The sequence below is a fragment of the Streptomyces sp. NBC_00306 genome, assembly GCF_036169555.1.
Taxonomy (GTDB): domain Bacteria; phylum Actinomycetota; class Actinomycetes; order Streptomycetales; family Streptomycetaceae; genus Streptomyces; species Streptomyces achmelvichensis.
This window is the reverse complement of record NZ_CP108032.1, coordinates 1,690,642-1,712,426: the sequence shown is the minus strand read 5'-3', so window position 1 is coordinate 1,712,426 and position 21,785 is coordinate 1,690,642. Positions and strand designations below refer to the sequence as shown.

The following is a 21,785-nucleotide window of genomic DNA, read 5'->3' as shown; positions in this document are numbered from 1 at the left end:
TTATACGCCCTGGCTGACCGAACTCATATTGAAATCGGGGACCCGGAGCGCGGGCATCGCGGCCCGGGTGAACCAGTCGCCCCACTCGCGCGGCAGCGTCTTCTCCGTCCGGCCCGCCTCCGTCGTGCGCGAGAGCAGATCGACCGGTGACTCGTTGAAACGGAAGTTGTTCACCTCGCCGACCACCTCGCCGTTCTCGACGAGATAGACGCCGTCCCTGGTCAGACCCGTGAGCAGCAGCGTCGCCGGGTCGACCTCACGGATGTACCACAGACAGGTCAGCAGCAGCCCGCGGGCGGTCGCCGCGACCATCTCGTCCAGCGACCGCTCGCCGCCGCCGTCCAGGATCAGGTTCCCGGCGCCGGGCGCCACCGGCAGGCCCGTCAGGGCGGCACTGTGCCGCGTGGTCACGAGATGCTCCAGCTTGCCGTCGCGCACCCACTGCGTCGCCGGCAGCGGCAGACCGTTGTCGAAGACCGAGGCGTCGTCCCCCGAGGCGTGCGCGATCACGAACGGCGCCGACTCCAGGCCCGCCGCGTTCGGGTCGCTGCGCAGCGTCAGCGGCAGGGGGGAGAGCGTCTCGCCGACGCGGGTCCCGCCGCCGGGCTTGGAGAAGACCGTACGGCCCTCGGCCGCGTCCCGGGCCGTCGACGACCACAGCTGGTAGATCAGCAGGTCGGCCACCGCGGTGGGCGGCAGCAGGGTCTCGTAGCGTCCTGCCGGCAGCTCGATCCGGCGCTCGGCCCAGCCGAGGCGCTGTGCCAGCTCCTCGTCCATGGCCGCCGGGTCCACGTCTTTGAAGTCGCGCGTGGAACGGCCGGCCCACGCGGACCGCGAGCGGTCCGGGGACTTGGCGTTCACCTCCAGCGTGCCGTTCGGCTGGTCGTGCCGCAGCCGCAGGCCGCTGGAGGTGCCGAGATAGGTGCTGGTCAGCTCGTGATTCGCGAAGCCGTACAGCTCCCGCCCGCCGGCCCGGGCGCGGGCGAACGCTTCGCCCAGCGCCGGCGCGAAGTCCCCGAAGACGGCCGACGAGGTCTCCACGGGAGCGTCGGTGAAGTCGGGCGACGCCTCGACCCCGGAGACCAGCGGCTGGGCGTCCTCGGCCGGACCGGACGTACGGGCGGCCTCCTCGGCGGCCCCGACGAGTGGTTCGAGGTCCGCGGCGGTGACGGCGGAGCGGGAGACGACACCGGAGGCGGTGCCCTCCTTGCCGTCGACGGTGGCGATCACCGTGAGGGTGCGGCCGCGGGTGACGCCGTTGGTGGTGAGGGCGTTGCCGGCCCACCGCAGATTGGCGGAGGACTGCTCGTCGGCGATGACGACGCAGCCGTCGGCGGTGGACAGCTCGAGCGCGCGCTCGACGATCTCGTGGGGCTTGGTGTGGCGATTCGTCGACATCAGCGTCCGGCCTCCTGCGTGGTGTTGAGACTGTGCGTGCCCGGGGTACGCCCCCCGGGGCCCCGGCGGATCGTGCCGCGCCCGCTCATCGCCCGGCCTCCTGCGTCGTGTTCAGACTGTGCGTGCCCGGGGGACGACCCCCGGACCCCCGGCGGATCGTGCCGCGCCCGCTCATCGCCCGGCCTCCTGCGTCGTGTTCAGGATGTTCACACCGCGGAACAGGGCGGAGGGGCAGCCGTGGGAGACCGCGGCGACCTGGCCCGGCTGGGCCTTGCCGCAGTTGAAGGCGCCGCCCAGCACATATGTCTGCGGGCCGCCGACCTGCTCCATCGAACCCCAGAACTCCGTCGTCGTCGCCTGGTAGGCGACATCGCGCAGCTGACCGGCCAGCCGGCCGTTCTCGATACGGAAGAACCGCTGACCCGTGAACTGGAAGTTGTAGCGCTGCATGTCGATCGACCACGAGCGGTCGCCCACGACGTAGATCCCGCGCTCCACCCCGCCGATCAGATCCTCCGTCGACAGCCCGCCGGCCGCCGGCTGGAGCGAGACGTTCGCCATCCGCTGGACCGGCACATGAGCGGGGGAGTCCGCGTACGCACAGCCGTTGGAACGGCCGAGGTCCGTCAACTTCGCGATCCGGCGGTCCAGTTGGTAGCCCACCAGGGTGCCGTCCTTGACCAGGTCCCACGACTGCGCCTGCACGCCCTCGTCGTCGTACCCGATGGTGGCGAGTCCGTGCTCGGCGGTGCGGTCGCCGGTCACGTTCATCACCGAGGAGCCGTACGCCAGCTTGCCCAGCTTGTCGAAGGTGGCGAACGAGGTGCCCGCGTACGCCGCCTCGTAGCCGAGCGCCCGGTCCAGCTCGGTGGCGTGGCCGATCGACTCGTGGATGGTGAGCCAGAGGTTCGAGGGGTCCACCACGAGGTCGTAGCGGCCGCCCTGCACGCTGGGGGCACGCATCTTCTCCGCGAGCAGTTCCGGGATCTGCTCCAGCTCGGAGTCCCAGTCCCAGCCCGTGCCGGTCAGATACTCCCAGCCGCGCCCCACCGGCGGCGCGATGGTCCGCATCGAGTCGAACTCACCGGTCGTCTCGTCCACGGCGACCGCGGTGAGCTGCGGATGCAGCCGCACCCGCTGCTGTGTGGTGACCGTGCCAGCGGTGTCGGCGTAGAACTTGTTCTCGTGAACGGTGAGCAGCGAGGCGTCCACATGCGCCACGCCGTCCGCCCGCAGCAGGCGCCCGCTCCACTCGGCGAGCAGCGCGGTCTTCTCCTCGTCCGCTACCTCGAAGGGGTTGATCTCGTACGCCGAGATCCACGTCTTCTCCGCGTGCACCGGCTCGTCCGCAAGTTCCACACGCTCGTCGGAGCCGGCCGCAGCGATCACCTGCGCCGACAGCTTCGCCATCGCGACCGCCTGGCCCGCGACCCGGGCGGCCCCGTCCATGGTCATGTCGACCCCCGAGGCGAAGCCCCAGGCGCCGCCGTGCACCACCCGCACCGCGTACCCGAGGTCCGTGGTGTCCGATGAGCCGGCCGGCTTGGCGTCGCGGAGCCGCCACGCCGCGCTGCGTACGCGCTCGAAGCGGAAGTCGGCGTGGTCGGCGCCGAGCGCCCGCGCCCTGGCGAGCGCCGCGTCGGCGAGCGCCCGCAGCGGCAGTGCCGTGAAGGCTTCGTCGATGGTATGAGGCACGAAATGTCTCCTGTCGTCGAGACGGGTCGCCCCGATCATGTCGCGCCGGGGTGGCCGTTGCCCAGCGTCTTTCTGTAGGGACCCGACAGTGACTCGAACGAGGCGCTGTCAGGGCCCGATTCTCCGCGAAGGGGATGGGACCGATAGGTTTTCGCATACCAGACCGCTATCGAAAGGGTGATCCGTTGAGCCGCTCGGTTCTCGTCACCGGAGGAAACCGGGGCATCGGCCTCGCCATCGCCCGCGCGTTCGCCGATGCCGGCGACAAGGTCGCGATCACGTACCGCTCCGGCGATCCCGCCGCCCTGCAGAAGGACGGCTTCCTGGCCGTCAAGTGCGACATCACCGACGCCGAGCAGGTGGAGCAGGCCTACAAGGAGATCGAGGAGAAGCACGGTCCGGTGGAGGTGCTGGTGGCCAACGCCGGTGTCACCAGGGACCAGTTGCTGATGCGTATGTCCGAGGACGACTTCACGGCCGTCCTCGACACCAACCTCACCGGCACCTTCCGCGTCGTCAAGCGCGCCAACCGGGCCATGCTGCGCGCCAGGAAGGGCCGCGTCGTCCTGATCTCGTCGGTGGTCGGCCTGCTCGGCTCCGCGGGACAGGCCAACTACGCCGCCTCCAAGGCCGGCCTGGTCGGCTTCGCCCGGTCCCTGGCCCGCGAGCTCGGCTCGCGCAACATCACGTTCAACGTCGTCGCGCCCGGCTTCGTCGACACCGACATGACGCAGGCGCTCACGGACGACCAACGCGCCGGCATCGTCTCGCAGGTGCCGCTCGGCCGTTACGCGAAGCCGGAAGAGGTCGCCGCCACGGTGCGCTTCCTCGCCTCCGACGACGCCTCGTACATCACTGGAGCCGTCATCCCCGTTGACGGCGGATTGGGCATGGGTCACTGATCACATGAGTGGAATCCTCGCCGGCAAGCGCATTCTCGTCACGGGCGTCCTCACGGACGGTTCCATCGCCTTCCACGCGGCCAAGGTGGCCCAGGAGGAGGGCGCGGAGGTCATCCTCACCGGATTCGGCCGCCTCACCCTCGTCGAGCGCATCGCGAAGCGGCTGCCCAAGCCCGCCCCGGTCATCGAGCTGGACGTCACCAACCAGGAGCACCTGGACGGTCTCGCCGACAAGATCCGTGAGCACTCCAGCGACGAGTCGGGCCTCGACGGCATCGTGCACTCGATCGCCTTCGGCCCGCAGGGCGCGTTCAACTTCCTCGAGGCGAGCTGGGACGACGTCTCGACCGCCGTCCAGGTCTCGGCGTACTCGTACAAGTCGCTGGCCATGGCCTGCCTGCCGCTGATGCAGCGTGGCGGCTCGATCGTCGGCCTCACCTTCGACGCGACGATCGCATGGCCGAAGTACGACTGGATGGGCGTGGCGAAGGCGGCGCTGGAGTCCACGAACCGCTACCTGGCTCGTGACCTCGGTGCGCAGAACATCCGCTGCAACCTGGTCTCGGCGGGTCCGATCAAGTCGATGGCGGCGAAGTCGATCCCGGGCTTCGAGGAGCTCGCGGACGTCTGGAACCACCGCGCCCCGATCGGCTGGGACCTCTCGGACCCGGACCCGGCGGGCCGCGGTGTGGTGGGCCTGCTGTCGGACTTCTTCCCGCGGACGACGGGCGAGGTGGTGCATGTGGACGGCGGCGTCCACATGATGGGCGCGTAGGACGCCTTCGGCGTCGGCGTGCGGGGTGCTGTCCCGCGGGCCGGCTGCTGTGAACGCCGGGCAGCCCGCGGGTGCGGGCTCCCCGGCGTTCGTTGTACGCGGACGCGGCGGGGCGCCGGGCTCTGCTCCGGACTGCCGGTAGCCGCAGGACTGTCCCTCGCCCAGGGCGGGAGGTGGCGCCGGCTGCGCCCCAGGGGCCGATGGGCTCGGCCCCGGCTCGGCTCGCCGTGGACCGCTGTCGACGGGGCCGGGTGACGTCGTGCGGGCCCTGCTGCTTCGGCCCGGCCGGTCGGCGCCGGTGCTGGTCCCTGGCTCTCGTCCGAACGCCTGTTGCCCGCCGAGGGTCGCTGCGACGGCGGGTGGTTGCTGTGCGCTGTTGCTGTCCTGGCACCGCGCTGTCCTGCGCGGTGGCGGCCGTGCTGTTTCGGCCCGGCCGGTTGGCCCCGGTGCTGGTCCCTGATTCATCCCGCCGCCCGCCGAGGGCCGTTGTCGACGGGGCCGGGTGACGTCGTGCGGGCCCTGCTTTGGCCCGGCCGGTTGGCCCCGGTGCTGGTCCCTGGCTCATCCCCGCCGCCCGCTGCCTGCCGCTGTCGCCGCGACGGCTGGCGGTTGCAGTGCTCTGCTGTCCTGGCCCTGCGCCGTCCCCGGCCGTGTCGCTTCGGCCCGGCCGGTCGGCGCCCGGAGGCTGGTCCCTGGCTCTCGCCGCCGCCCGTTGCCCGCCGTGGACCGCTGTCGACGGGACCGGGTGACGTCGTGCGGGCCGTGCTGCTTCGGCCCGGCCGGTCGGCCCCCGCCCGAACCCCCGCTGCCTGCCGATGGTCGCCGCGACGGCTGGCGGTTGCCGTGCCCTGTTGCTGCCGTGGCCCTGCGCCGTCCCGGCCTTGCCGCCTCGGCTCGGCCACCGGCCCGCGCTCCTGCCGGCCCGAGTCCGGCTGCCCGCCGTCCACGCCCGGCGGGTGCGCCGCTGCTTCGGCTGTGGGCCACTCGCCGTCGCCATGGCCGGCTGCCCGCCGTACCGATGGCACACCCGGGCCCGCTTGGCTTCCGCGGGTCGCTGCCCGTCATTCCCGGCTTGCGGCGTCCGGGTGACGCTGTTCCGGCACCGGTCACCGTGTCAGGCCGCCTGTTGCCCCGGGCCACGACCCCGCCGAAGCCGCTGCCGCCCCGGCGCCCGCCTCGCGCCAGGCCCTCCGTTCGCCCGACCCGCACGACCGCAGCCCGTAAGCCACGAGCAGCGCACACCCCCGTTCGGACCCCGACGCCGCGCGGTTTCGCCGGATCACAGGGACTCTGGAGAAGCAATCCCCCTTGTGGTGCAGCCGCGGCGATTGCGCCGCCGTACGGCCGAGGAGGTCCTGCTCATGCGTACGAACTGGCGCTCGGCGCCCGTGCTTGCAGCGGTGACACTCCTCCTGTGGGTGACTCCGGACGCGTTCTCCCAGCCTCACCGGCCCATGTCCAAGCCCGCTCCCGCGCCCCCTGTGCCCGTCTACGCGGCCGACTGCCGCACCGTCGTCGAGGGCTCGCAGGCCACCGCCTTCTGCCACAATCCGTACCCCGCCGTCGACCGGGTCCGGTTGCACATCGAGTGCGAGCGCTGGTGGGACATCGACGTCGACGGTTCTCCCGCCGACATCGCCCCCGCTGGGTACGTCGAGATCACCGACCGGTGCTGGAAGGAAGTCCGTTCCGCCTGGGTCAGCCACCAGCCGCAGGCCGCCCCCTGAGGCACAGGAACGGATAGCCCGCCGCCTCCGCGGCCGCCGTGTCGCCGTCGCCCGCGCGGATCGCCTCGACGAGGCGGGCGTGGTCCATGTGGTTCTCCGGGCGCAGCTCGGCGCCCACGTCGTCGCGCAGCCAGTCCCTGAGCAGATCGCCGAGGTCGGCGTACAGCTCGCTGAGCACGTCGTTGTGCGAGGCGGCCACCACGGCCAGGTGGAATGTCGCGTCGACCGCGACGAACCGCTCCGCCTCGCCGGTCGCCCACGCCTCCTCCCGCCGGGCCAGCAGCGCGTCCAGCTGCTTCAGATCGCGTTCCGTACGGCGTTCCGCGGCCATCCGCGCCGCAGAGGACTCCAGCGTGGAGCGCACTTCCGCGATGTGCCGCGGACTGGCGTCGGCGAAGCGCCGGTGCATCACGCCCGCCAGTTCGCTCGTCGCGAGCACATAGGTGCCCGACCCCTGCCGGATGTCCAGCAGACCGTTGTGGGCGAGTGCGCGGACCGCCTCGCGGACGGTGTTGCGGGCAACGCCGAGCTGCTCGACGAGCGCGGGCTCCGTCGGAATCCGTGAACCGACCGGCCACTCGCCCGAGGTGATCTGATTCCGCAGCTGCGCGATCACCTGGTCGGTGAGCCCTGAGCGCCGGGGAGAGGTCAGCGACATCGTGCTCCTTGCTCGGAACCGGTTGTCCGGGATTGGACAACCAATCATCCCATGATTCTATGATGGCCTCATGCCGGACGAGACACAGACCCAGACCCCGAGCGAGTCGCAGGCCCAGCCCCTGCCTTCGAGGCCCGCCGCCACGGACCGTACCGCCGCGGCACCCGGAACCCGGCTGGGAACCGTCTGGATCACCCGGCTCGTCATGGCCGCCATCGTCCTCGCGGCACTCAACCTCCGTCCCGCCATCACCAGCCTCGGCGCCCTCCTGGAGGAGACGCGGGACGGTCTGCAGATGAGCGGCAGCGTCGCCGGCGTCCTCACCTCCGTACCGCCGCTCTGCTTCGCCGTCTTCGGGATCGCGGCCCCCCGTCTCGCCCGCCGTTTCGGACCCGGCGCCGTCGTCTGCGCCGGCATGGTCGCCATCGCCGCCGGGCTGCTGATCCGCCCGTTCGCCGGCGGTACGCCCGGCTTCCTGGCCGCCAGCGCACTCGCCCTGATGGGCATCGCCGTCAGCAACGTCCTGATGCCGGTGATCGTCAAGCGGTACTTCCCCGACCGCGTCGGCTCCATGACCGGCCTCTACTCCATGGCCCTGGCGCTGGGCACCGCTCTGGCGGCGGCCGCGACCGTGCCCATGACCGAGGCGCTCGGCGGCAGTTGGCGTACCGGCCTCGCCGTCTGGGCCCTGGTGGCCGTCCTCGCCGTACTGCCCTGGGTCGCCCTGATCCGCGACCGCAGCCCCGCCGCCGAGCGCGAGCGGGCCGACGCCGCGGCCGGCTCCCGTCAGGCGCCCGCTCCGAAGATCACCCGCAGCCCCACGGCCTGGGCGCTCGCCTGCTTCTTCGGGCTCCAGGCCACCGGCGCGTACATCACGATGGGCTGGATGCCGCAGATCTTCCGCGACGCGGGGGTCTCGGCCTCGACCGCCGGAGTGCTGCTCGCCGTGACCATGGTCATGGGTGTGCCGCTGGCGTTCGTCATCCCGCGGCTCGCCACCCGGATGAAGAACCAGGGTCCGATCGTGATCGCCCTGGGCCTGTGCGGACTGACCGGCTACGCGGGGCTGTTCTTCGCCCCGGCCGCCGGAGCCTGGGCCTGGGCGCTGCTGCTCGGGATATCCAACTGCGCCTTCCCGCTCGCCCTCACCATGATCGGCATGCGGTCCCGGACCGGCGCCGGCGTGGTACGGCTCTCCGCCTTCGCCCAGTCGACCGGTTATCTGATCTCGATTCCCGGGCCCCTGCTCGTCGGGGTGCTCTACCAGCACAGCGGTGGCTGGGGGCTGCCGATCGCGCTGATGGCGGGGCTGCTCGTGCCACAGATCGCGGTCGGTGTGCTGGCCGGCCGGGACCGGACGATCGAGGACGAAGCGGTCGTGCGAAACTGAACCCATGCCTGTGCTCGATCCGAACCCCCCGAACGGTCAGAAGAAGCTTCTCCTCGTCTTCGGCGCGATGCTCGCCGTGACCGTGGTGATCGGCGTCATCGCCTCCATCGCCTCTCCCTGACACGGTCGTTGGCCTGCCGCGCTTCGATGGTGGTGCTAGCACCACCGTCCCCTAGGGGGCCAGGGTCAGGGTGAAGTGGGTGGGTCACCGGATGGGCCGCCGGACGCATGATCCGTAGGTTTGAGGTCATCAGCCACAGACCCCACGGAGGCGGCCATGCCGGCCCACACGCAGTCCCCGTCACGGACCAAGGGCAGCGTCGACATCCGGCTTCCGTGGTGGGCCGTGGCGCTCCCGATGCTCGCCTTCGTCGTCCTGCTCGTCGTGATCGCCGATCCGGCGCAGGCACACGCCGCGAACGGCGACCCCGCGATGGGACGCATCCTCGAGCACATCCGGCACACACTCGCACGCTGACGGAATCACTCGTGGTGGGGCAGCCGGTCAACACCCTGCGCCCGTTGGCGCATTTCATGCGAAGCTGGAGTGCATGAGCGTCGCCACGTCGTCCGGTGGCACACCCCCCGGACCCCCCGAATCCCGCAGGATCGTGCTCCTCCGGCATGCGAAGGCCGACTGGCCGGAAGTATCCGACCATGAGCGCCCGCTCGCCGACCGCGGCCGCATGGATGCCCCGGTGGCAGGCCGCAGGCTCGGCGAAACCGGAATCGCCTTCGACCTGGCGCTGTGCTCGACGGCGGCCAGAACCCGTGAGACGTGGAAGCTGGCGGTGCACGAGCTGCCGCACCGCCCGAAGACGGTGTACGAGGAGCGTCTGTACGACGCCTCGCTCGGTGACCTGATCGCGCTGCTGAACGAGACCGACGACTCGATCAACGACCTGCTCGTCATCGGTCACAACCCCGGTATGCACGCGCTGGCCGACGCCCTCGCCGGCAAGGCGGAAGGGGATGCGCTCGCCCGTATGACCCAGAGCGGTTTTCCGACGTCGTCGTTCGCCGTCGTCGGGTTCACCGGCTCCTGGAAGTCCCTGGAGCACGGGGTCGGCACCCTGCTCGAGTACTGGGCGCCGCACGACTGAGCCGCGCTGGACCGCCGGCTGTCCGTGTCGACACCCGGCCGGAATCGACGGAGGCCGGACGACGGCCCCGCGGCCCATCGGGCTGTGCCGGGGCCGTAGTTCGGTCCTTCGGCTGCGGACGCGCCGCCGAGGAACCGTGCCCCACCTGCCGGGGTGGCCGGTTATCGTTCCGGCATTCTCGGTGACGTGTTGCCGGTGACCCAAGGGGAGGGCTCCATGAGCAGCGGCGAAATCAGCAGCAGAACACACGAGGGATTCCCGGCCGACGAACGGGCCGCGATGAAGATCACGCCCAGGAGCTGAAGAAGGCGGCCCGCCGCAGTTCGCGCGCGGACAAGGCGGCGGAGGCGGCACGGGACGTGATCGCGAAGATCGCGGAGATGCAGGACTCGGACCGGGCCATGGCCGAGCGGGTCCATGCCGTCATCACCGGCAGTGTCCCGGCCCTCGCGCCGAAGCTCTGGAACGGGATGCCCGCCTACGCGCTGGACGGCAAGATCGTCTGCTTCTTCCAGAGCGCGGAAAAGTGCACGGCGCGCTACGCGACGCTCGGGTTCAGCGACCAGGCGAAACTGGACGAGGGCACGATGTGGGCGGCCGGATTCGCCCTGACCGAGGTGACACCCGAGGTGGAGACGCGGATCGCGGCGCTGGTGAAGCAGACGGTGGGCTGAGGCCCGGTCGGTACGCGGGCGGTTTTGCAGTCTCGCGTGCCCGCCCCGCTCGGCGCTCGGCGGAGTGGACCGCAGCGCCCCAGCAGCAGACGAGAGGCCCCGGCACACCGTGCCGGGGCCTCGGCCGTCTCCGGCCCGCCCGCTCACCTGCGCCGCAGCGTGTGCCGCCGACGCCCGCAGCTCAGGACCCAGGGCCCAGGCTTCAGTGCTCGGCGTTCGGCTCGTCCGCCGCCTCGACCTCTTCCCTGGTGATCCCCAGCAGATACAGGACCGTGTCCAGGAACGGCACATTGACCGCGGTGTGTGCGGCCTCGCGGACCACCGGCTTGGCGTTGAACGCGACCCCGAGCCCGGCCGCGTTGAGCATGTCCAGATCGTTGGCACCGTCGCCGATCGCCACCGTCTGCGCCAGCGGTACGCCGGCCTCCGCCGCGAACCTCCGCAGCAGCCGCGCCTTGCCCGCCCGGTCCACGATCTCGCCGATCACCTTGCCGGTGAGCTTCCCGTCGACGATCTCCAGCGTGTTGGCCGACGCGAAGTCCAGCCCCAGCCGCTCCTTGAGGTCGTCCGTGACCTGGGTGAACCCGCCGGAGACCACGCCCACTTGGAAGCCGAGCCGCTTGAGCGTACGGATCAGGGTGCGTGCGCCCGGCGTCAGCCGTACCTCCGCGCGCACCTTGTCCACGACCGAGGCGTCGAGCCCGGCCAGCAGCGCCACCCTCGCGTGCAGCGACTGCTCGAAGTCCAGCTCGCCCCGCATCGCCGCGGCGGTGACCTCGGTGACCTTGTCCTCGCAGCCCGCGTGGGCCGCGAACAGTTCGATGACCTCGTCCTGGATGAGCGTGGAGTCGACATCCATCACGACGAGGCGCTGGGCGCGGCGGTGCAGACCCGCCGACACCACCGCGACATCGATGCCGATACCGGCGGCCTCGGTCGCCAGGACCGTACGCAGGGCCTCGGTCTCCACGCCGGAGACGGCGAACTCCACGGCGGTGACCGGGTACTTCGCGAGCCGGAAGATACGGTCGATGTTTCCACCGGTGGACGCGATCCTGGCCGTTATGGCCGCGGTCGATTCGGCGGTCAGCGGGTGCCCGAGCACGGTGACATGGGAACGTCCGCTGCCGCGCGGCCGGTTGTCACCGGTGCCCGAGATGATCTCGGCCTGAAGTTTCAGCGACTCGGCCCAGCTGTGGACGGTGGACCGCAGCTCGCCCTCCGAGGTGCCGCCCGCGGTCGGGGCGGTCACCAGCGCGCACAGCACGAGGCGGCCACGGGAGACGACCTGCTCGATGTCGACGACGTCGACGGAGAAGGCGGCGAGGGTGTCGAAGAGACCGGCCGTGATCCCGGGACGGTCCTTCCCGAAGATCTTGACGAGAAGGGTGCGTACGTCGGAAGTCTGCGATGCGCTCATGGTGGTTCCACCGTATCGGGCCCGGACGACGGCGAGACGTCGCGTCCCGAGGAGCGGACAGGCGTCCGACCCGGTGACCGGCTATCTGCCGGACTTCGGCGGCCTGGGCGGCGGCGGGCCGTCCTCCTGCTCGGGCGGGGGCCGGCGGCGCGGCGGCAGGGGAGGCATGGGTCCCGCGACCGTCGGCGCGCCGTGGATCTCCGGAGGGCCACCACGGTCCCTCTCGCCGGCAGCCCCTGCCGGGCGAGCGCCGGGATCCTTCCCCGGAGAAGAGCCCGGGCCGGGCGGAGGGGCGTCGCCGCCCCGCGAAGGTGCCCCTCGGCCCTCCGAATCCCGGCCCCACGCATCCCGGCCCTCCGCATCCCGCCCCCACGAAGCCCGGTCCCGCGCGGCCCCGCCCTCCACAGGCGCGTCGCGGACCTCGGGCGGCAGGCGCAGATATGGGTTGGTGTCGGGGTTCGGCGGCCGGTACGGGGACGCCGGCCGGTACGGCCCCGGCCCCTCGCTCACCCCGGCCGCCACGGCACCTTCCTCCCGCCGGCCGCCCCGGGTGACGTACACCAGCAGCGCCCCCGCCCCGCCCGCGGCGGCTCCCCATGCCGCGCCCAGCACCAGCGCCATGTCCGCCCGGCCGTGCAGCTCGATGCCCGCACCGAACGCGTCGAAGCCGAGGACCGACAGGGACGCGTCGGCGGACACGTCCGTCAGCCACACCAGCAGCGGCAGCGTCAGGGCGCCCACCACGGCGAGCCGCACCGTGCAGCGGCCCGCGAAACCCGCCGCTCCCCGGCGGCCGACCGGTGTCCGGGACGCCGCCAACACCCCGGCGTACAGCATCATCACGGCCGTCGCCACCGCGAGCAGCCACACCCGCCCGTCCAGTTCGGCGAGCCTGCCCACGGTCGCCGGCTCGTCCGCCGAGATCCGCAGGAACTCGTCCAGGGGGTCCGGCAGCACCTTCGCCAGTTCACCCGTGGCCTCGCCGTCCCACGGCACGAACAGCCCCAGCGGGACGCCGAGCCACACCCCGTTGGGGGCGCCGAGCAGTGCCGCACCCGCGATCCGTTTCGGGTGGTCGTCCCCCACGGCCGCGTAGGCCGCCGCCGCGTACCCCGCGAGCACGGCGACCAGCATCACCGCGACCATCGCCGAGGCCGCGGGACGGATGTGCCGCCGTACCGCCTCCCACAGCGCGCCGCTCGGCAGCGGGGCTCGCCGGCCGGCGAGCAGTGCGACGACCAGCACGCCGATCACCCACAGCAGCGCGCCCGCCAGCGAGTCCGCGGTGTTCACGCTGAACCCGACGGCCGCCTCCGCGTCCACCAGGTCCCCGATGCGGTCCGGCAGCAGCCCTCCGATGTCACCGATGTCGCCGAGTCCCGGCACCTCGATTCCGCCGTCCCCGCCGGTTCCCGGGATCGCGCCGTCGAGCCCCAGCTCCGCGCCGTCGATGGTGATGACGTCATGGCCCGCCCACGCGAGCCCGCCGACGGTCGCGACGAACAGGAGGACCACACCGCCCGCGCGAGCGCCGAGTTCACCTCCCGAGATGTGCGGACCGGCCCGCCGCAGAGAGCGTAGAAAGACGTACGCAAGGAGCAGGGCACCGAACAGACCCACCCCAAGTGGCGTGAAGTCGACGGCCGTTTCGGCCGTCGCGCCGTCGAGTCCGAACGCGGACACATCACTGCTCGGCGACACCGAACCGTTCACGGCGAGCACCACGACGGCCGCCGTCATCGGGCCCAGCGAGGCCGATGCGTCGGCGCCGAGCAGATGCAGGCCGAGCGCCGCCGCCCCCGCCATGCCCACCAGTGCCCAGCTCACCGCGGCTATCGACGACAGCACCACATCGACCCAGGGCACCTTGTCGTCGCTGCCGGTCGCGCTCATCCCGGACCCCCCGATCCCTGCTGGGTTTGACCCAGTTGTCCCCAGTCCAGCATGATCCGTGCCGACTGATGGGTGCTTACCACTCTCCGGGGGTGTTTCTCCTCCGTCAACGGGCAACCGGGACGGGGTCTTCACATGGCCCGACTTTCGGATACGGGACCGCGCCTGAAATAGTTCCCCACGATGTTCGCCATCCCTAGACTCCCTGTGATGGGGGTAACTCGGGGGACAACTAGTGGGGCATGGAGTGCCGGAACTCGTACTGGAATTGAATGGAAGGACCTGGACGCTCGATCCGTCCAGGTCGTACACCCTCGGACGTGATCCGCAGGGTGATCTGGTGATCGACGACGCCAGGGTCTCGTGGCGGCACGCCAGCATCAGCTGGGGCGGCCGCAGTTGGGTCATCGAAGACCACGGCAGCACCAACGGCACGTATGTCCAGGGCCAGCGGATCCATCAGATGGAGATCGGTCCCGGCTCGGCCGTGCACCTGGGCAACGCCACCGACGGACCGCGACTGAATCTGTCCGGTGCGGCGGCGGGTGCCTACAGCGCACAGGGGGCGGCGTCCCAGCAGGCGGCAGCTCAGCAGGCTCCGGCCCAACAGCAGCCGCCGCAGCAGCAGTGGCAGCAGGCTCCGGCGCAGAATTGGCCCGAGCCGCAGCAGGCACAGGTCCCGCACCAGCCCGGTCCGGGCGGATCCGGCGGCGCGGCGGGGGCGCCACCGGTCTACGGCGACCGCAGCCCGACCACGTTCCACCAGCTCTCGCTCGGCCGCGTGATGCGTATCGGCCGTGCGCTGGAGAACGAACTGGTGGTCTCCGACCTCCAGGTCTCGCGCCACCACGCCGAGTTCAGCTCGCACCCGGACGGCCGCTTCGAGATCCGTGACCTCGGATCCCACAACGGTACGTACGTCAACGGTCAGCCGATCGCCAAGTCCGGTACGGCCCTCATCGGCCCGAACGACATCGTCGGCGTCGGTCACTCGACGTTCCGTATCGTCGGCGGCCAGCTCGAGGAGTTCGTCGACACCGGCGAGGTCTCCTTCTCCGCCCGCCACCTCACGGTGACGGTCGACGGCGGCAAGCAGATCCTGCGCGACGTGTCCTTCGGCGTGCCGGAGAAGTCGCTGATCGGTGTCATCGGCCCCTCGGGCTCGGGCAAGTCCACCCTGCTGAAGGCGCTCACCGGCTACCGGCCCGCCAACCAGGGCGACGTGCTCTACGACAACCGGAGCCTCTACAAGCAGTTCGCCGAGCTGCGCCAGCGCATCGGTCTGGTCCCGCAGGACGACATCCTGCACAAGGAGCTCACGGTCCGTAAGGCGCTCAGGTACGCGGCCAAGCTCCGCTTCCCGGGCGACACCGCGAACGCGGAGCGCGAAGCCCGTATCGACGAGGTGCTGCGCGAGCTCAAGCTCGACATCCACAAGGACAAGAAGATCACCTCGCTCTCCGGCGGCCAGCGCAAGCGCGTCTCGGTCGCCCTGGAGCTGCTGACGAAGCCGTCGCTGATCTTCCTGGACGAGCCGACCTCCGGTCTCGACCCGGGCATGGACCGCGATGTGATGCAGCTGCTGCGCGGCCTCGCCGACGACGGCCGCACCGTCCTCGTGGTCACCCACTCCGTGGCCGAGCTCCAGCTGTGCGACAAGCTGCTCGTCATGGCTCCGGGCGGCTCCGTCGCGTACTTCGGTCCGCCGGAGGAAGCGCTCAACTTCTTCGGCTACAGCACCTGGGCCGATGTCTTCTCGGCGTTCGAGAACTACCGCGACTACGACTGGGCGGGCCGCTGGCGCGGTTCGCAGCACTACCAGATGTACGCGGCCGACATCGACGCCGTGGCCGCGCAGCCGGTGAACCTGGTGACGCAGCAGAGCAAGCCGCCGAAGCCGCAGAGCTGGGGCTCCCAGCTGGTCACGCTGGTCCGCCGCTATGTGTCGGTGATCGCGTCCGACAAGGGCTTCATGGCGCTGATGCTGATCCTGCCGGCGGTGCTCGGCGCGGTCAGCCTGCTCATCGACCCGGACAAGGGTCTGCTGCCGAACGTGAACGCGCAGACCGGCCGGATCATCCCGAACGGCACGGCGACCACGGTCCTGCTGATCCTGGCGGTCGGCGCGTGCTTCGCGGGCGCCGCCAACTCGGTCCGTGAGCTGATCAAGGAGCGGGTGATCTACGAGCGCGAGCGCGCGACAGGTCTGTCACGCTCCGCGTATCTGATGTCCAAGGTGATCGTCCTGGGCATGATCACGGTGCTCCAGGGTGCCCTGGTCGGCGCGATCGGCTTCTCCACCCGTGAGCTGCCCTCCGAGGGTCTGGTCATGGGCGGCGCGGTGATGCTCGAACTGTCCGTGCCGATCATGGCGCTGGGCTTCACCTCGATGATGTTCGGCCTGATCATCTCGGCGCTCGTGAAGACCGCCGAGAAGACCATGCCGCTGCTGGTGATGTTCGCGATCATCCAGGTCGTGTTCACCGGGTGTCTGTTCATCCTGCACGGCACCATCGGTGTCAACGAGTTCTCGTATCTGATGCCGTCGCGGTGGGCGGTCGCCGCCGCCGGGGCCACGCTGGACTTCAACAAGATCAGCCCGAACCCCGACGACCCGACCAGCACCGACCCGCTGTGGGACCACGAGGCAGCGGCCTGGGGCATGGACATGGCCGCCCTGCTCGCCCTCGGAGCCTTCTGCGGCTTCCTCGTCGCGCGCTTCCTGCGCCGCCACGAGCCCGAGGTCATGCGCAAGTAGACGGAACCGGAACGCGCCCGAGGGCGGCACCCCGCATGGGGTGCCGCCCTCCGGCGTGTGGGTCGTCAGCCTCAGTAGGCGCTGTTGACGTTGTCGATCGAGCCGTAGCGGTCGGCGGCGTAGTTGGCCGCGGCGACGATGTTGGCGACCGGGTCGTACTGGCTGTGCTTGGTGCCGGCGACGTGGTACGCGTCGAAGGTCGGCTTGATGACCTGGAGCAGGCCGATCGAGGGGACGCCGTTGATCGCGTTGATGTCCCAGTTGTTGATGGCGTTCGGGTTACCGCTGGACTCGCGGATGATGTTCTTGTGCAGACCCTGGTAGCTGCCCGGGATCTTGTGCTTCTTCATGATGTCGAGCGACTCGCGGATCCAGCCGTCCAGGTTGTTGGCGTAGACGGGCTTGCGAGCGGCGGCACGGCTGGCGGCCTGGTCGGCCGCCCGCTTCTTCGCGGCAGCCTCGGCGGCGGCCTTCTTCTTCGCGGCAGCGTCGGCAGCTGCCTTCTTCGTGGCGGCGGCCTCGGCGGCCGCCTTCTTCGCCGCGGCGTCGGCCGCGGCCTTCACCTTGGCCGCGGACGCCGACTGGTCGGCGTCGAGCGACAGCGTCTTCGGCGCGTCGAGGGTCATCGCCACCGGGGCGATCTTCTGCGCGGCCTGGGGCTCGGCGACGGCGACGGCGGCGTCGCTCTCGCCGGCCGGGGCGAGGGAAAGGGTCAGAGCGGCGACACCGGCGGCGGCGATACCGGCGATCGAGACCTTGCGGGTCTTGGTCATACGGGTGCTGAACGCAGACATATCGTCGTACCTCTTCGAGTAGCGGAAGTCGCATCAGGCCGGAGCGGCGCTGCGCTCTACGGCGGGCGACGGCTGCAATTCTTAGCGCCAGCAAAAAGCCCTGGCAAAGGTGTGACGTACGATCCGCGATAGTGGATCAGGGGTCGGGCAAATCGCCCGTATGCCCATTCATCCCCTGATCAAGTGCCCTTTTTGTATCCACTAGTCTGCTTCGTAAGTGATCTGCGTCCTATGCGCGGGCTCACATGGGAGGGCAAACCGTTTCACCATCCGTTGCTTCAGCAATGCAAAGAGTGAGTGCTTTCCGCGGGCAGGAGGAGATGGATGTCGCCGAACTCGTGCCATAGATAGCGGCGTTCGAGCGCCTCGCCGTACGCCCGCCCCAGAGCCTCACGCCCGGCGATCGCCCCCAGCATCAGCAGATGCGAGGCCTCGGGCTCGTGCAGCCCCGTCAGCAGCCCGTCGACGGCACGCACCCCCCGCTCGGGCGTGACCACGAGATCGGTCCAGCCCGATGCCGCCCGCACCACCCCGTCGGGGCCCGTCGCCGACTCCAGGGCCCGTACGGCGGTCGTGCCGACCGCGAGAATCCGCCCGCCGCCCGCCCGTGCCGCGTTCACCAGCCACGCCGTCGCCGCGGGCACCTCGAAGCGCTCCGGGTACGGCGGCTCGTGGGCCTCGGCGGAGGCCACCCCGGTGTGCAGGGTGAGCGGTGCGAACTGCACCCCCCGGCTCACCAGCTCCGCCACCAGCCGAGGTGTGAAGGGCCGGGCGGCGCTCGGCATCTCCGCCGAGCCGGTGCCGTCGGGGGAGGGGAGCGCGAACACGGTCCGGTACGCGGACAGCGGCTGGTCCCCGGCCGTGTACCCGTAGCGGATCGGCCTCCCGTGGCGGCGCAGCAGCCCCGGCACGGCCACGGACACCGACGCCCACCACAGCCGCACGCCTGGCGGAGCCAGCGGCTCCTCCAGCACCAGATGCTCGCCGCCGGGCAGCTTCACGCGCGCGCCCGCGGGCCCGCCCGCGCGCGGAAGAGTGCTGCCCCCGCCGTCGGGGGCCCGAAGCTCCACCGCCCACCGGCCGTCGTCCCCACGCGTCGAGAAGTGGACGACGACCGCTTCGCCGCCGAGGCGGCCGTTGACGGCGGCCGGCAGCGTGGCGGAGGTGTTGACCACCAGCACGTCACCGGCCCGCAGCAGGCCGGGCAGATCCCGGAATGCGTGATGGGTCACCCGCGTCCCCCGCGAGACCATCAGCCGTACATCGTCCCGACCCGAGCCGCGCACCTCGGCCGGCACCCTCGCCGAGAGCTCCTCCGGCACCCGCAGCGTGTCCAGCACGGCGACCCCTTCCCCCTCCGCGGCCCCACGGCCGCCCCTCATACGGACCCCAGCAGCGCCGGCGCCCCGTACCGGCCGCTGACCGGACGCTCGTCCAGCAGCCGCAGGAACCCCGGGACCACCGAGACCGGATCCGGGCGCGGGCCGTCGTCTTCCGGCACCGCCGACGCGTACAGATCCGTCCGCATGTCACCCGGGTCCACGGCCCAGACCCGCAACCCCGGCTCCTCGACCCCAAGAACCGCGGTGAGGTGATCCAGCGCCGCCTTCGACGCCCCGTAGCCGCCCCACGTCTCGTAGGCCTCGCAGGCCGCGTCCGAACTCACCGCGATCACCGTCCCCGCGTCGGACGCCCGCAGCAGCGGCAGCGCTTCCCGGACGAGCCCCAGCGCGGCCACCACATTGGTCTCCAGCGCCGCCCGCAGCCCCTCCAGCGGCAGGGCCTCCAGGCGCACCAGCGGCTCCGCCCCCAGCGCACTGGCATTGCTCACCAGCAGATCGAGCCCGCCGAGCCCGCGGGCCGCGGCCACCAGCTCCACGCGGTGCGCAGGATCGGTCACATCACCGGCCACCGCCACGACCCGCGTCCCGTGAGCGGCCACCCGCCGCGCGCTCTCCCTCAGTACGTCCTCGGTCCTCGCCCCCAGCACGAGGTCCCAGCCCCGCTCCGCGATAGCCGCCGCCAGGGCGTGCCCCAGCCCTTTCGAAGCACCCGTGATCACTGCTACCGGCATGACGTCCATCCCCTTGTCCGCGTCGATGCCCTCACCGTAGGAACGCGACCTGCCCCGCCACCTCGTGCGCGGGACCCCTCCCTGCTCGGCTCTTCGACCTAGGGCCTCTCGTGCGTTGTCCACGCGAACGGCCGGCGAGGACCTAGGTCTCCCGGCCCGGTCGACTGCGTCCGCGGGCCGATACGGACCGTCACACCCCGCGGGTACGGTGAGCTCATGAGCCACCGACCACGCTCCGGCCTCGCGGCCGTGAGCACCGCGCTCCTCGCCATGAGCAGGCATCTCGAGGTCCGCGACGTGCTGAAGACGATCGTCGCCTCGGCGCGGGAGCTCCTGGACGCGGAGTACGCGGCACTGGGCGTCCCGGACGACCACGGCGGCTTCGCACAGTTCGTGGTCGACGGGGTCAGTGACGAACAGTGGAAGGCGATCGGACCGCTGCCCCGGCAGCACGGCATCCTCGCCGCCATGCTCCGCGACGCCAAGACCGAGCGGCTCGGCGATGTGCGCAAGGACCCCCGCTTCGAGGGCTGGCCCTCCGCCCACCCGGACATGTCCGACTTCCTCGGTCTGCCCGTGAAGGACGGCGACGAGACCATCGGCGCGCTCTTCCTCGCCAACAAGCGCTGCCCGAAGCCGGACGGCGGCTGCGGATTCACCGAGGAGGACGAGGAACTGCTGGCGATCCTGGCCCAGCACGCGGCCATCGCCCTGACCAACGCCCGGCTCTACGAGCGGAGCCGCGAACTCACCATCGCCGAGGAGCGCTCGCGCCTCGCCCACGAACTGCACGACGCCGTCAGCCAGAAGCTCTTCTCCCTGCGGCTCACGGCCCAGGCCGCCGCCGCCCTGGTCGACCGCGATCCGGCACGCGCCAAGGGGGAGCTCCACCAGGTCGCCTCGCTGGCCGCCGAGGCCGCGGACGAACTGCGCGCGGCCGTCGTGGAGTTGCGCCCCGCGGCGCTGGACGAGGACGGGCTCGTCAACACGCTCCGTACGCAGATACAGGTCCTCGACCGGGCCCACAGCGCCCGGGTCACGTTCGACACCTGCGGGGTCCGGGCCCTGCCCGCGGCCCAGGAGGAGGCCCTGCTGCGGGTCACCCAGGAGGCCCTGCACAACGCACTGCGGCACTCCGGCGGCGACCGGGTCGACGTGGTCTTGGCCCGACGCGGCCAGGGCGCGGTCCTCAGCGTCACCGACAACGGCGCGGGCTTCGAGCCCCGCACGGTCCGCCGGGCCGGCCGCCACCTGGGCCTCGTCTCGATGCGTGACAGGGCGGGCGGGGTCGGGGGAACGCTCACCGTGCAGTCCGCGCCCGGCAAGGGCACGACGATCGAGATGGAGGTCCCCGGTGGCTGACAGGACTATTCGCGTGCTGCTGGTCGACGACCACCAGGTGGTCCGCCGTGGGCTGCGCACCTTCCTCGAGGTCCAGGACGACATCGAGGTGGTCGGTGAGGCGGGCGACGGGGACGAGGGCGTGGCCCGCGCGGAGGAACTGAAACCGGACGTCGTCCTGATGGACGTGAAGATGCCCGGAACCGACGGCATCGAGGCCCTGCGCAAGCTGCGTGACCTCTCCAACCCGGCCCGCGTGCTGATCGTCACCAGCTTCACCGAGCAGCGCACCGTGGTCCCCGCCCTGCGGGCCGGCGCTTCGGGCTATGTCTACAAGGACGTCGACCCGGAGGCCCTCGCCCGCGCCATCCGCTCCGTCCACGCGGGCCATGTACTGCTCCAGCCCGAGGTCGCGGGCGCGCTGCTGTCCCAGGACGAGCCGGGCAACGGCATGGGCCGCGGGGGTTCGCTCACGGAGCGCGAGAAGGAGGTGCTCGGCCTGATCGCGGACGGCCGGTCCAACCGCGAGATCGCCCGCGCGCTCGTCCTGTCCGAGAAGACCGTCAAGACGCATGTCTCGAACATCCTGATGAAGCTGGACCTCGCGGACCGCACACAGGCGGCGCTGTGGGCCGTACGGCACGGATTGACCAATTGATCGGATCGTCGCGCTCCGGTCCGAGATTCATACTGTCGGGTGTATGTCACCCGGACGGCGCATCCTGATCGTCCGTGGGGCGTTCTCCATGGCGTGCTGCGGCGGCCGGCCGCAGCGAATGTCCAGGAGGATTTTCGAAGTGATGAACCTGAAGAAGGCCGCTGTCCTGACCATCGTCGCCGGTGGCATCGTCGCCGCGGGCGCGGGGGCCGCGTCGGCGTCCGACGGCGGCGCGTACGCCGACGGCAAGGCCGTGGGCTCCCCGGGCGTCGCCTCGGGCAACCTGATCCAGGCCCCGATCCACATCCCGGTGAACGCGGTCGGCAACAGCATCAACGTGATCGGCGTCCTGAACCCGGCCTTCGGCAACCTGGGCCTGAACGGCTGACACCCCTTCGCCAACGCCGGCGGGCGCGAATGCCCGCCGGCGTCGGCGCGCTCGGATACGAGGTCCGGGGCGGAGCCCCGCGTACGGGCTGCACCACTGCCGTACCCGAGGCGCCCCTTTCATCGTCGGCGTGCTGG

At 71.2% G+C, this 21,785-nt stretch carries 19 protein-coding genes and 1 pseudogene; 12 read left to right on the top strand and 8 right to left on the bottom strand.

The genetic code is table 11. The annotated features are described in order from the left end of the window. Both OHA05_RS07680 and OHA05_RS07675 read right to left on the bottom strand, forming a co-directional pair. Window positions 1-1,398: a TldD/PmbA family protein gene (locus OHA05_RS07680; protein WP_328860128.1), complete on the bottom strand. Its 1,398-nt coding sequence runs from the start codon at window positions 1,396-1,398 to the stop codon at window positions 1-3. A gap of 171 nt (window positions 1,399-1,569) precedes the next feature. Continuing rightward, on the bottom strand, window positions 1,570-3,132 hold the full coding sequence (locus OHA05_RS07675; RefSeq protein ID WP_443043650.1) for a TldD/PmbA family protein: 1,563 nt from the start codon (window positions 3,130-3,132) through the stop codon (window positions 1,570-1,572). A gap of 146 nt (window positions 3,133-3,278) precedes the next feature. Here OHA05_RS07675 and fabG point away from each other — a divergent pair, with 146 nt between their 5' ends. From fabG to OHA05_RS07660, 3 genes are all read left to right on the top strand, one after another. Continuing rightward, window positions 3,279-3,995 carry a 3-oxoacyl-[acyl-carrier-protein] reductase gene (fabG, locus tag OHA05_RS07670; protein WP_313947138.1) on the top strand — a complete coding sequence of 239 codons (717 nt, stop codon included), beginning with the start codon at window positions 3,279-3,281 and terminating at the stop codon, window positions 3,993-3,995. A gap of 4 nt (window positions 3,996-3,999) precedes the next feature. Continuing rightward, entirely contained in the window at window positions 4,000-4,770 is a 771-nt protein-coding gene (gene fabI, locus OHA05_RS07665; RefSeq protein ID WP_313947140.1) for an enoyl-ACP reductase FabI, read from the top strand. 1,361 nt (window positions 4,771-6,131) lie between these two features. Continuing rightward, the gene (locus OHA05_RS07660) at window positions 6,132-6,497 is read left to right on the top strand and encodes a hypothetical protein (protein WP_313947141.1); all 366 of its coding nucleotides are present in this window, start codon (window positions 6,132-6,134) and stop codon (window positions 6,495-6,497) included. On the opposite strand, the gene OHA05_RS07655 is transcribed toward OHA05_RS07660, so the two are convergent. After that, complete coding sequence (locus tag OHA05_RS07655; protein WP_313947142.1) at window positions 6,469-7,155, bottom strand: FadR/GntR family transcriptional regulator; 687 nt, start codon at window positions 7,153-7,155, stop codon at window positions 6,469-6,471. The two genes, OHA05_RS07660 and OHA05_RS07655, sit on opposite strands and share 29 nt — an antisense overlap. A 70-nt stretch (window positions 7,156-7,225) precedes the next feature. On the opposite strand from OHA05_RS07655, the gene OHA05_RS07650 reads away from it, so the two are divergent. The 5 genes and pseudogenes from OHA05_RS07650 (at window position 7,226) to OHA05_RS07630 (ending at window position 10,322) form a co-directional block, all read left to right on the top strand. Continuing rightward, on the top strand, window positions 7,226-8,545 hold the full coding sequence (locus OHA05_RS07650; protein ID WP_313947143.1) for a CynX/NimT family MFS transporter: 1,320 nt from the start codon (window positions 7,226-7,228) through the stop codon (window positions 8,543-8,545). Between the two features lie 4 nt (window positions 8,546-8,549). Beyond that, window positions 8,550-8,666 (top strand): SGM_5486 family transporter-associated protein, encoded by a 117-nt coding sequence (locus OHA05_RS07645; protein WP_313947144.1) that lies wholly within the window; start codon window positions 8,550-8,552, stop codon window positions 8,664-8,666. 156 nt (window positions 8,667-8,822) lie between these two features. Beyond that, window positions 8,823-9,023: a hypothetical protein gene (locus OHA05_RS07640; RefSeq protein WP_313947145.1), complete on the top strand. Its 201-nt coding sequence runs from the start codon at window positions 8,823-8,825 to the stop codon at window positions 9,021-9,023. A gap of 73 nt (window positions 9,024-9,096) precedes the next feature. Next, on the top strand, window positions 9,097-9,648 hold the full coding sequence (locus OHA05_RS07635; RefSeq protein ID WP_313947146.1) for a SixA phosphatase family protein: 552 nt from the start codon (window positions 9,097-9,099) through the stop codon (window positions 9,646-9,648). A 216-nt stretch (window positions 9,649-9,864) separates the two neighbouring features. Then, a pseudogene (locus OHA05_RS07630) lies at window positions 9,865-10,322 on the top strand (iron chaperone). A gap of 202 nt (window positions 10,323-10,524) precedes the next feature. Here OHA05_RS07630 and serB read toward each other — a convergent pair. Both serB and OHA05_RS07620 read right to left on the bottom strand, forming a co-directional pair. Continuing rightward, window positions 10,525-11,742, bottom strand: coding sequence for a phosphoserine phosphatase SerB (gene serB, locus OHA05_RS07625; RefSeq protein ID WP_313947148.1), 1,218 nt, complete (start codon window positions 11,740-11,742; stop codon window positions 10,525-10,527). A gap of 81 nt (window positions 11,743-11,823) precedes the next feature. After that, window positions 11,824-13,635 (bottom strand): streptophobe family protein, encoded by a 1,812-nt coding sequence (locus tag OHA05_RS07620; protein ID WP_328860127.1) that lies wholly within the window; start codon window positions 13,633-13,635, stop codon window positions 11,824-11,826. Window positions 13,636-13,882: 247 nt separating this feature from the next. Here OHA05_RS07620 and OHA05_RS07615 point away from each other — a divergent pair, with 247 nt between their 5' ends. After that, window positions 13,883-16,393: an ABC transporter ATP-binding protein/permease gene (locus OHA05_RS07615; RefSeq protein WP_328860126.1), complete on the top strand. Its 2,511-nt coding sequence runs from the start codon at window positions 13,883-13,885 to the stop codon at window positions 16,391-16,393. Between the two features lie 71 nt (window positions 16,394-16,464). On the opposite strand, the gene OHA05_RS07610 is transcribed toward OHA05_RS07615, so the two are convergent. From OHA05_RS07610 to OHA05_RS07600, 3 genes are all read right to left on the bottom strand, one after another. Further along, window positions 16,465-17,187 (bottom strand): transglycosylase SLT domain-containing protein, encoded by a 723-nt coding sequence (locus OHA05_RS07610; RefSeq protein ID WP_313947151.1) that lies wholly within the window; start codon window positions 17,185-17,187, stop codon window positions 16,465-16,467. A gap of 278 nt (window positions 17,188-17,465) precedes the next feature. After that, the gene (locus OHA05_RS07605; RefSeq protein WP_328860125.1) at window positions 17,466-18,569 is read right to left on the bottom strand and encodes an S-adenosylmethionine:tRNA ribosyltransferase-isomerase; all 1,104 of its coding nucleotides are present in this window, start codon (window positions 18,567-18,569) and stop codon (window positions 17,466-17,468) included. Beyond that, entirely contained in the window at window positions 18,566-19,261 is a 696-nt protein-coding gene (locus OHA05_RS07600; RefSeq protein WP_328860124.1) for an SDR family NAD(P)-dependent oxidoreductase, read from the bottom strand. The genes OHA05_RS07605 and OHA05_RS07600 overlap by 4 nt, the downstream gene beginning before the upstream one ends. Window positions 19,262-19,477: 216 nt before the next feature. Between OHA05_RS07600 and OHA05_RS07595 the strand changes: the two genes are divergently transcribed. The 3 genes from OHA05_RS07595 (at window position 19,478) to OHA05_RS07585 (ending at window position 21,648) form a co-directional block, all read left to right on the top strand. Next, window positions 19,478-20,623 (top strand): GAF domain-containing sensor histidine kinase, encoded by a 1,146-nt coding sequence (locus OHA05_RS07595; protein ID WP_313947154.1) that lies wholly within the window; start codon window positions 19,478-19,480, stop codon window positions 20,621-20,623. Beyond that, window positions 20,616-21,260 (top strand): response regulator transcription factor, encoded by a 645-nt coding sequence (locus OHA05_RS07590; protein WP_313947155.1) that lies wholly within the window; start codon window positions 20,616-20,618, stop codon window positions 21,258-21,260. Before OHA05_RS07595 ends, OHA05_RS07590 begins: the two co-directional genes overlap by 8 nt. 139 nt (window positions 21,261-21,399) lie before the next feature. Next, window positions 21,400-21,648 carry a chaplin gene (locus OHA05_RS07585; RefSeq protein ID WP_328860123.1) on the top strand — a complete coding sequence of 83 codons (249 nt, stop codon included), beginning with the start codon at window positions 21,400-21,402 and terminating at the stop codon, window positions 21,646-21,648. The last annotated feature ends 137 nt before the right edge of the window (window positions 21,649-21,785 follow it).

Bases quoted from the DNA above. Each gene is read 5' to 3' on its own strand.
- OHA05_RS07680 (WP_328860128.1), bottom strand. From the start codon at position 1,398: ATGTCGACGAATCGCCACACCAAGCCCCACGAGATCGTCGAGCGCGCG.
- OHA05_RS07675 (WP_443043650.1), bottom strand. From the start codon at position 3,132: ATGATCGGGGCGACCCGTCTCGACGACAGGAGACATTTCGTGCCTCAT.
- fabI (WP_313947140.1), top strand. From the start codon at position 4,000: ATGAGTGGAATCCTCGCCGGCAAGCGCATTCTCGTCACGGGCGTCCTC.
- OHA05_RS07660 (WP_313947141.1), top strand. From the start codon at position 6,132: ATGCGTACGAACTGGCGCTCGGCGCCCGTGCTTGCAGCGGTGACACTC.
- OHA05_RS07655 (WP_313947142.1), bottom strand. From the start codon at position 7,155: ATGTCGCTGACCTCTCCCCGGCGCTCAGGGCTCACCGACCAGGTGATC.
- OHA05_RS07650 (WP_313947143.1), top strand. From the start codon at position 7,226: ATGCCGGACGAGACACAGACCCAGACCCCGAGCGAGTCGCAGGCCCAG.
- OHA05_RS07645 (WP_313947144.1), top strand. From the start codon at position 8,550: ATGCCTGTGCTCGATCCGAACCCCCCGAACGGTCAGAAGAAGCTTCTC.
- OHA05_RS07640 (WP_313947145.1), top strand. From the start codon at position 8,823: ATGCCGGCCCACACGCAGTCCCCGTCACGGACCAAGGGCAGCGTCGAC.
- OHA05_RS07635 (WP_313947146.1), top strand. From the start codon at position 9,097: ATGAGCGTCGCCACGTCGTCCGGTGGCACACCCCCCGGACCCCCCGAA.
- serB (WP_313947148.1), bottom strand. From the start codon at position 11,742: ATGAGCGCATCGCAGACTTCCGACGTACGCACCCTTCTCGTCAAGATC.
- OHA05_RS07620 (WP_328860127.1), bottom strand. From the start codon at position 13,635: ATGAGCGCGACCGGCAGCGACGACAAGGTGCCCTGGGTCGATGTGGTG.
- OHA05_RS07610 (WP_313947151.1), bottom strand. From the start codon at position 17,187: ATGTCTGCGTTCAGCACCCGTATGACCAAGACCCGCAAGGTCTCGATC.
- OHA05_RS07605 (WP_328860125.1), bottom strand. From the start codon at position 18,569: ATGAGGGGCGGCCGTGGGGCCGCGGAGGGGGAAGGGGTCGCCGTGCTG.
- OHA05_RS07600 (WP_328860124.1), bottom strand. From the start codon at position 19,261: ATGCCGGTAGCAGTGATCACGGGTGCTTCGAAAGGGCTGGGGCACGCC.
- OHA05_RS07595 (WP_313947154.1), top strand. From the start codon at position 19,478: ATGAGCCACCGACCACGCTCCGGCCTCGCGGCCGTGAGCACCGCGCTC.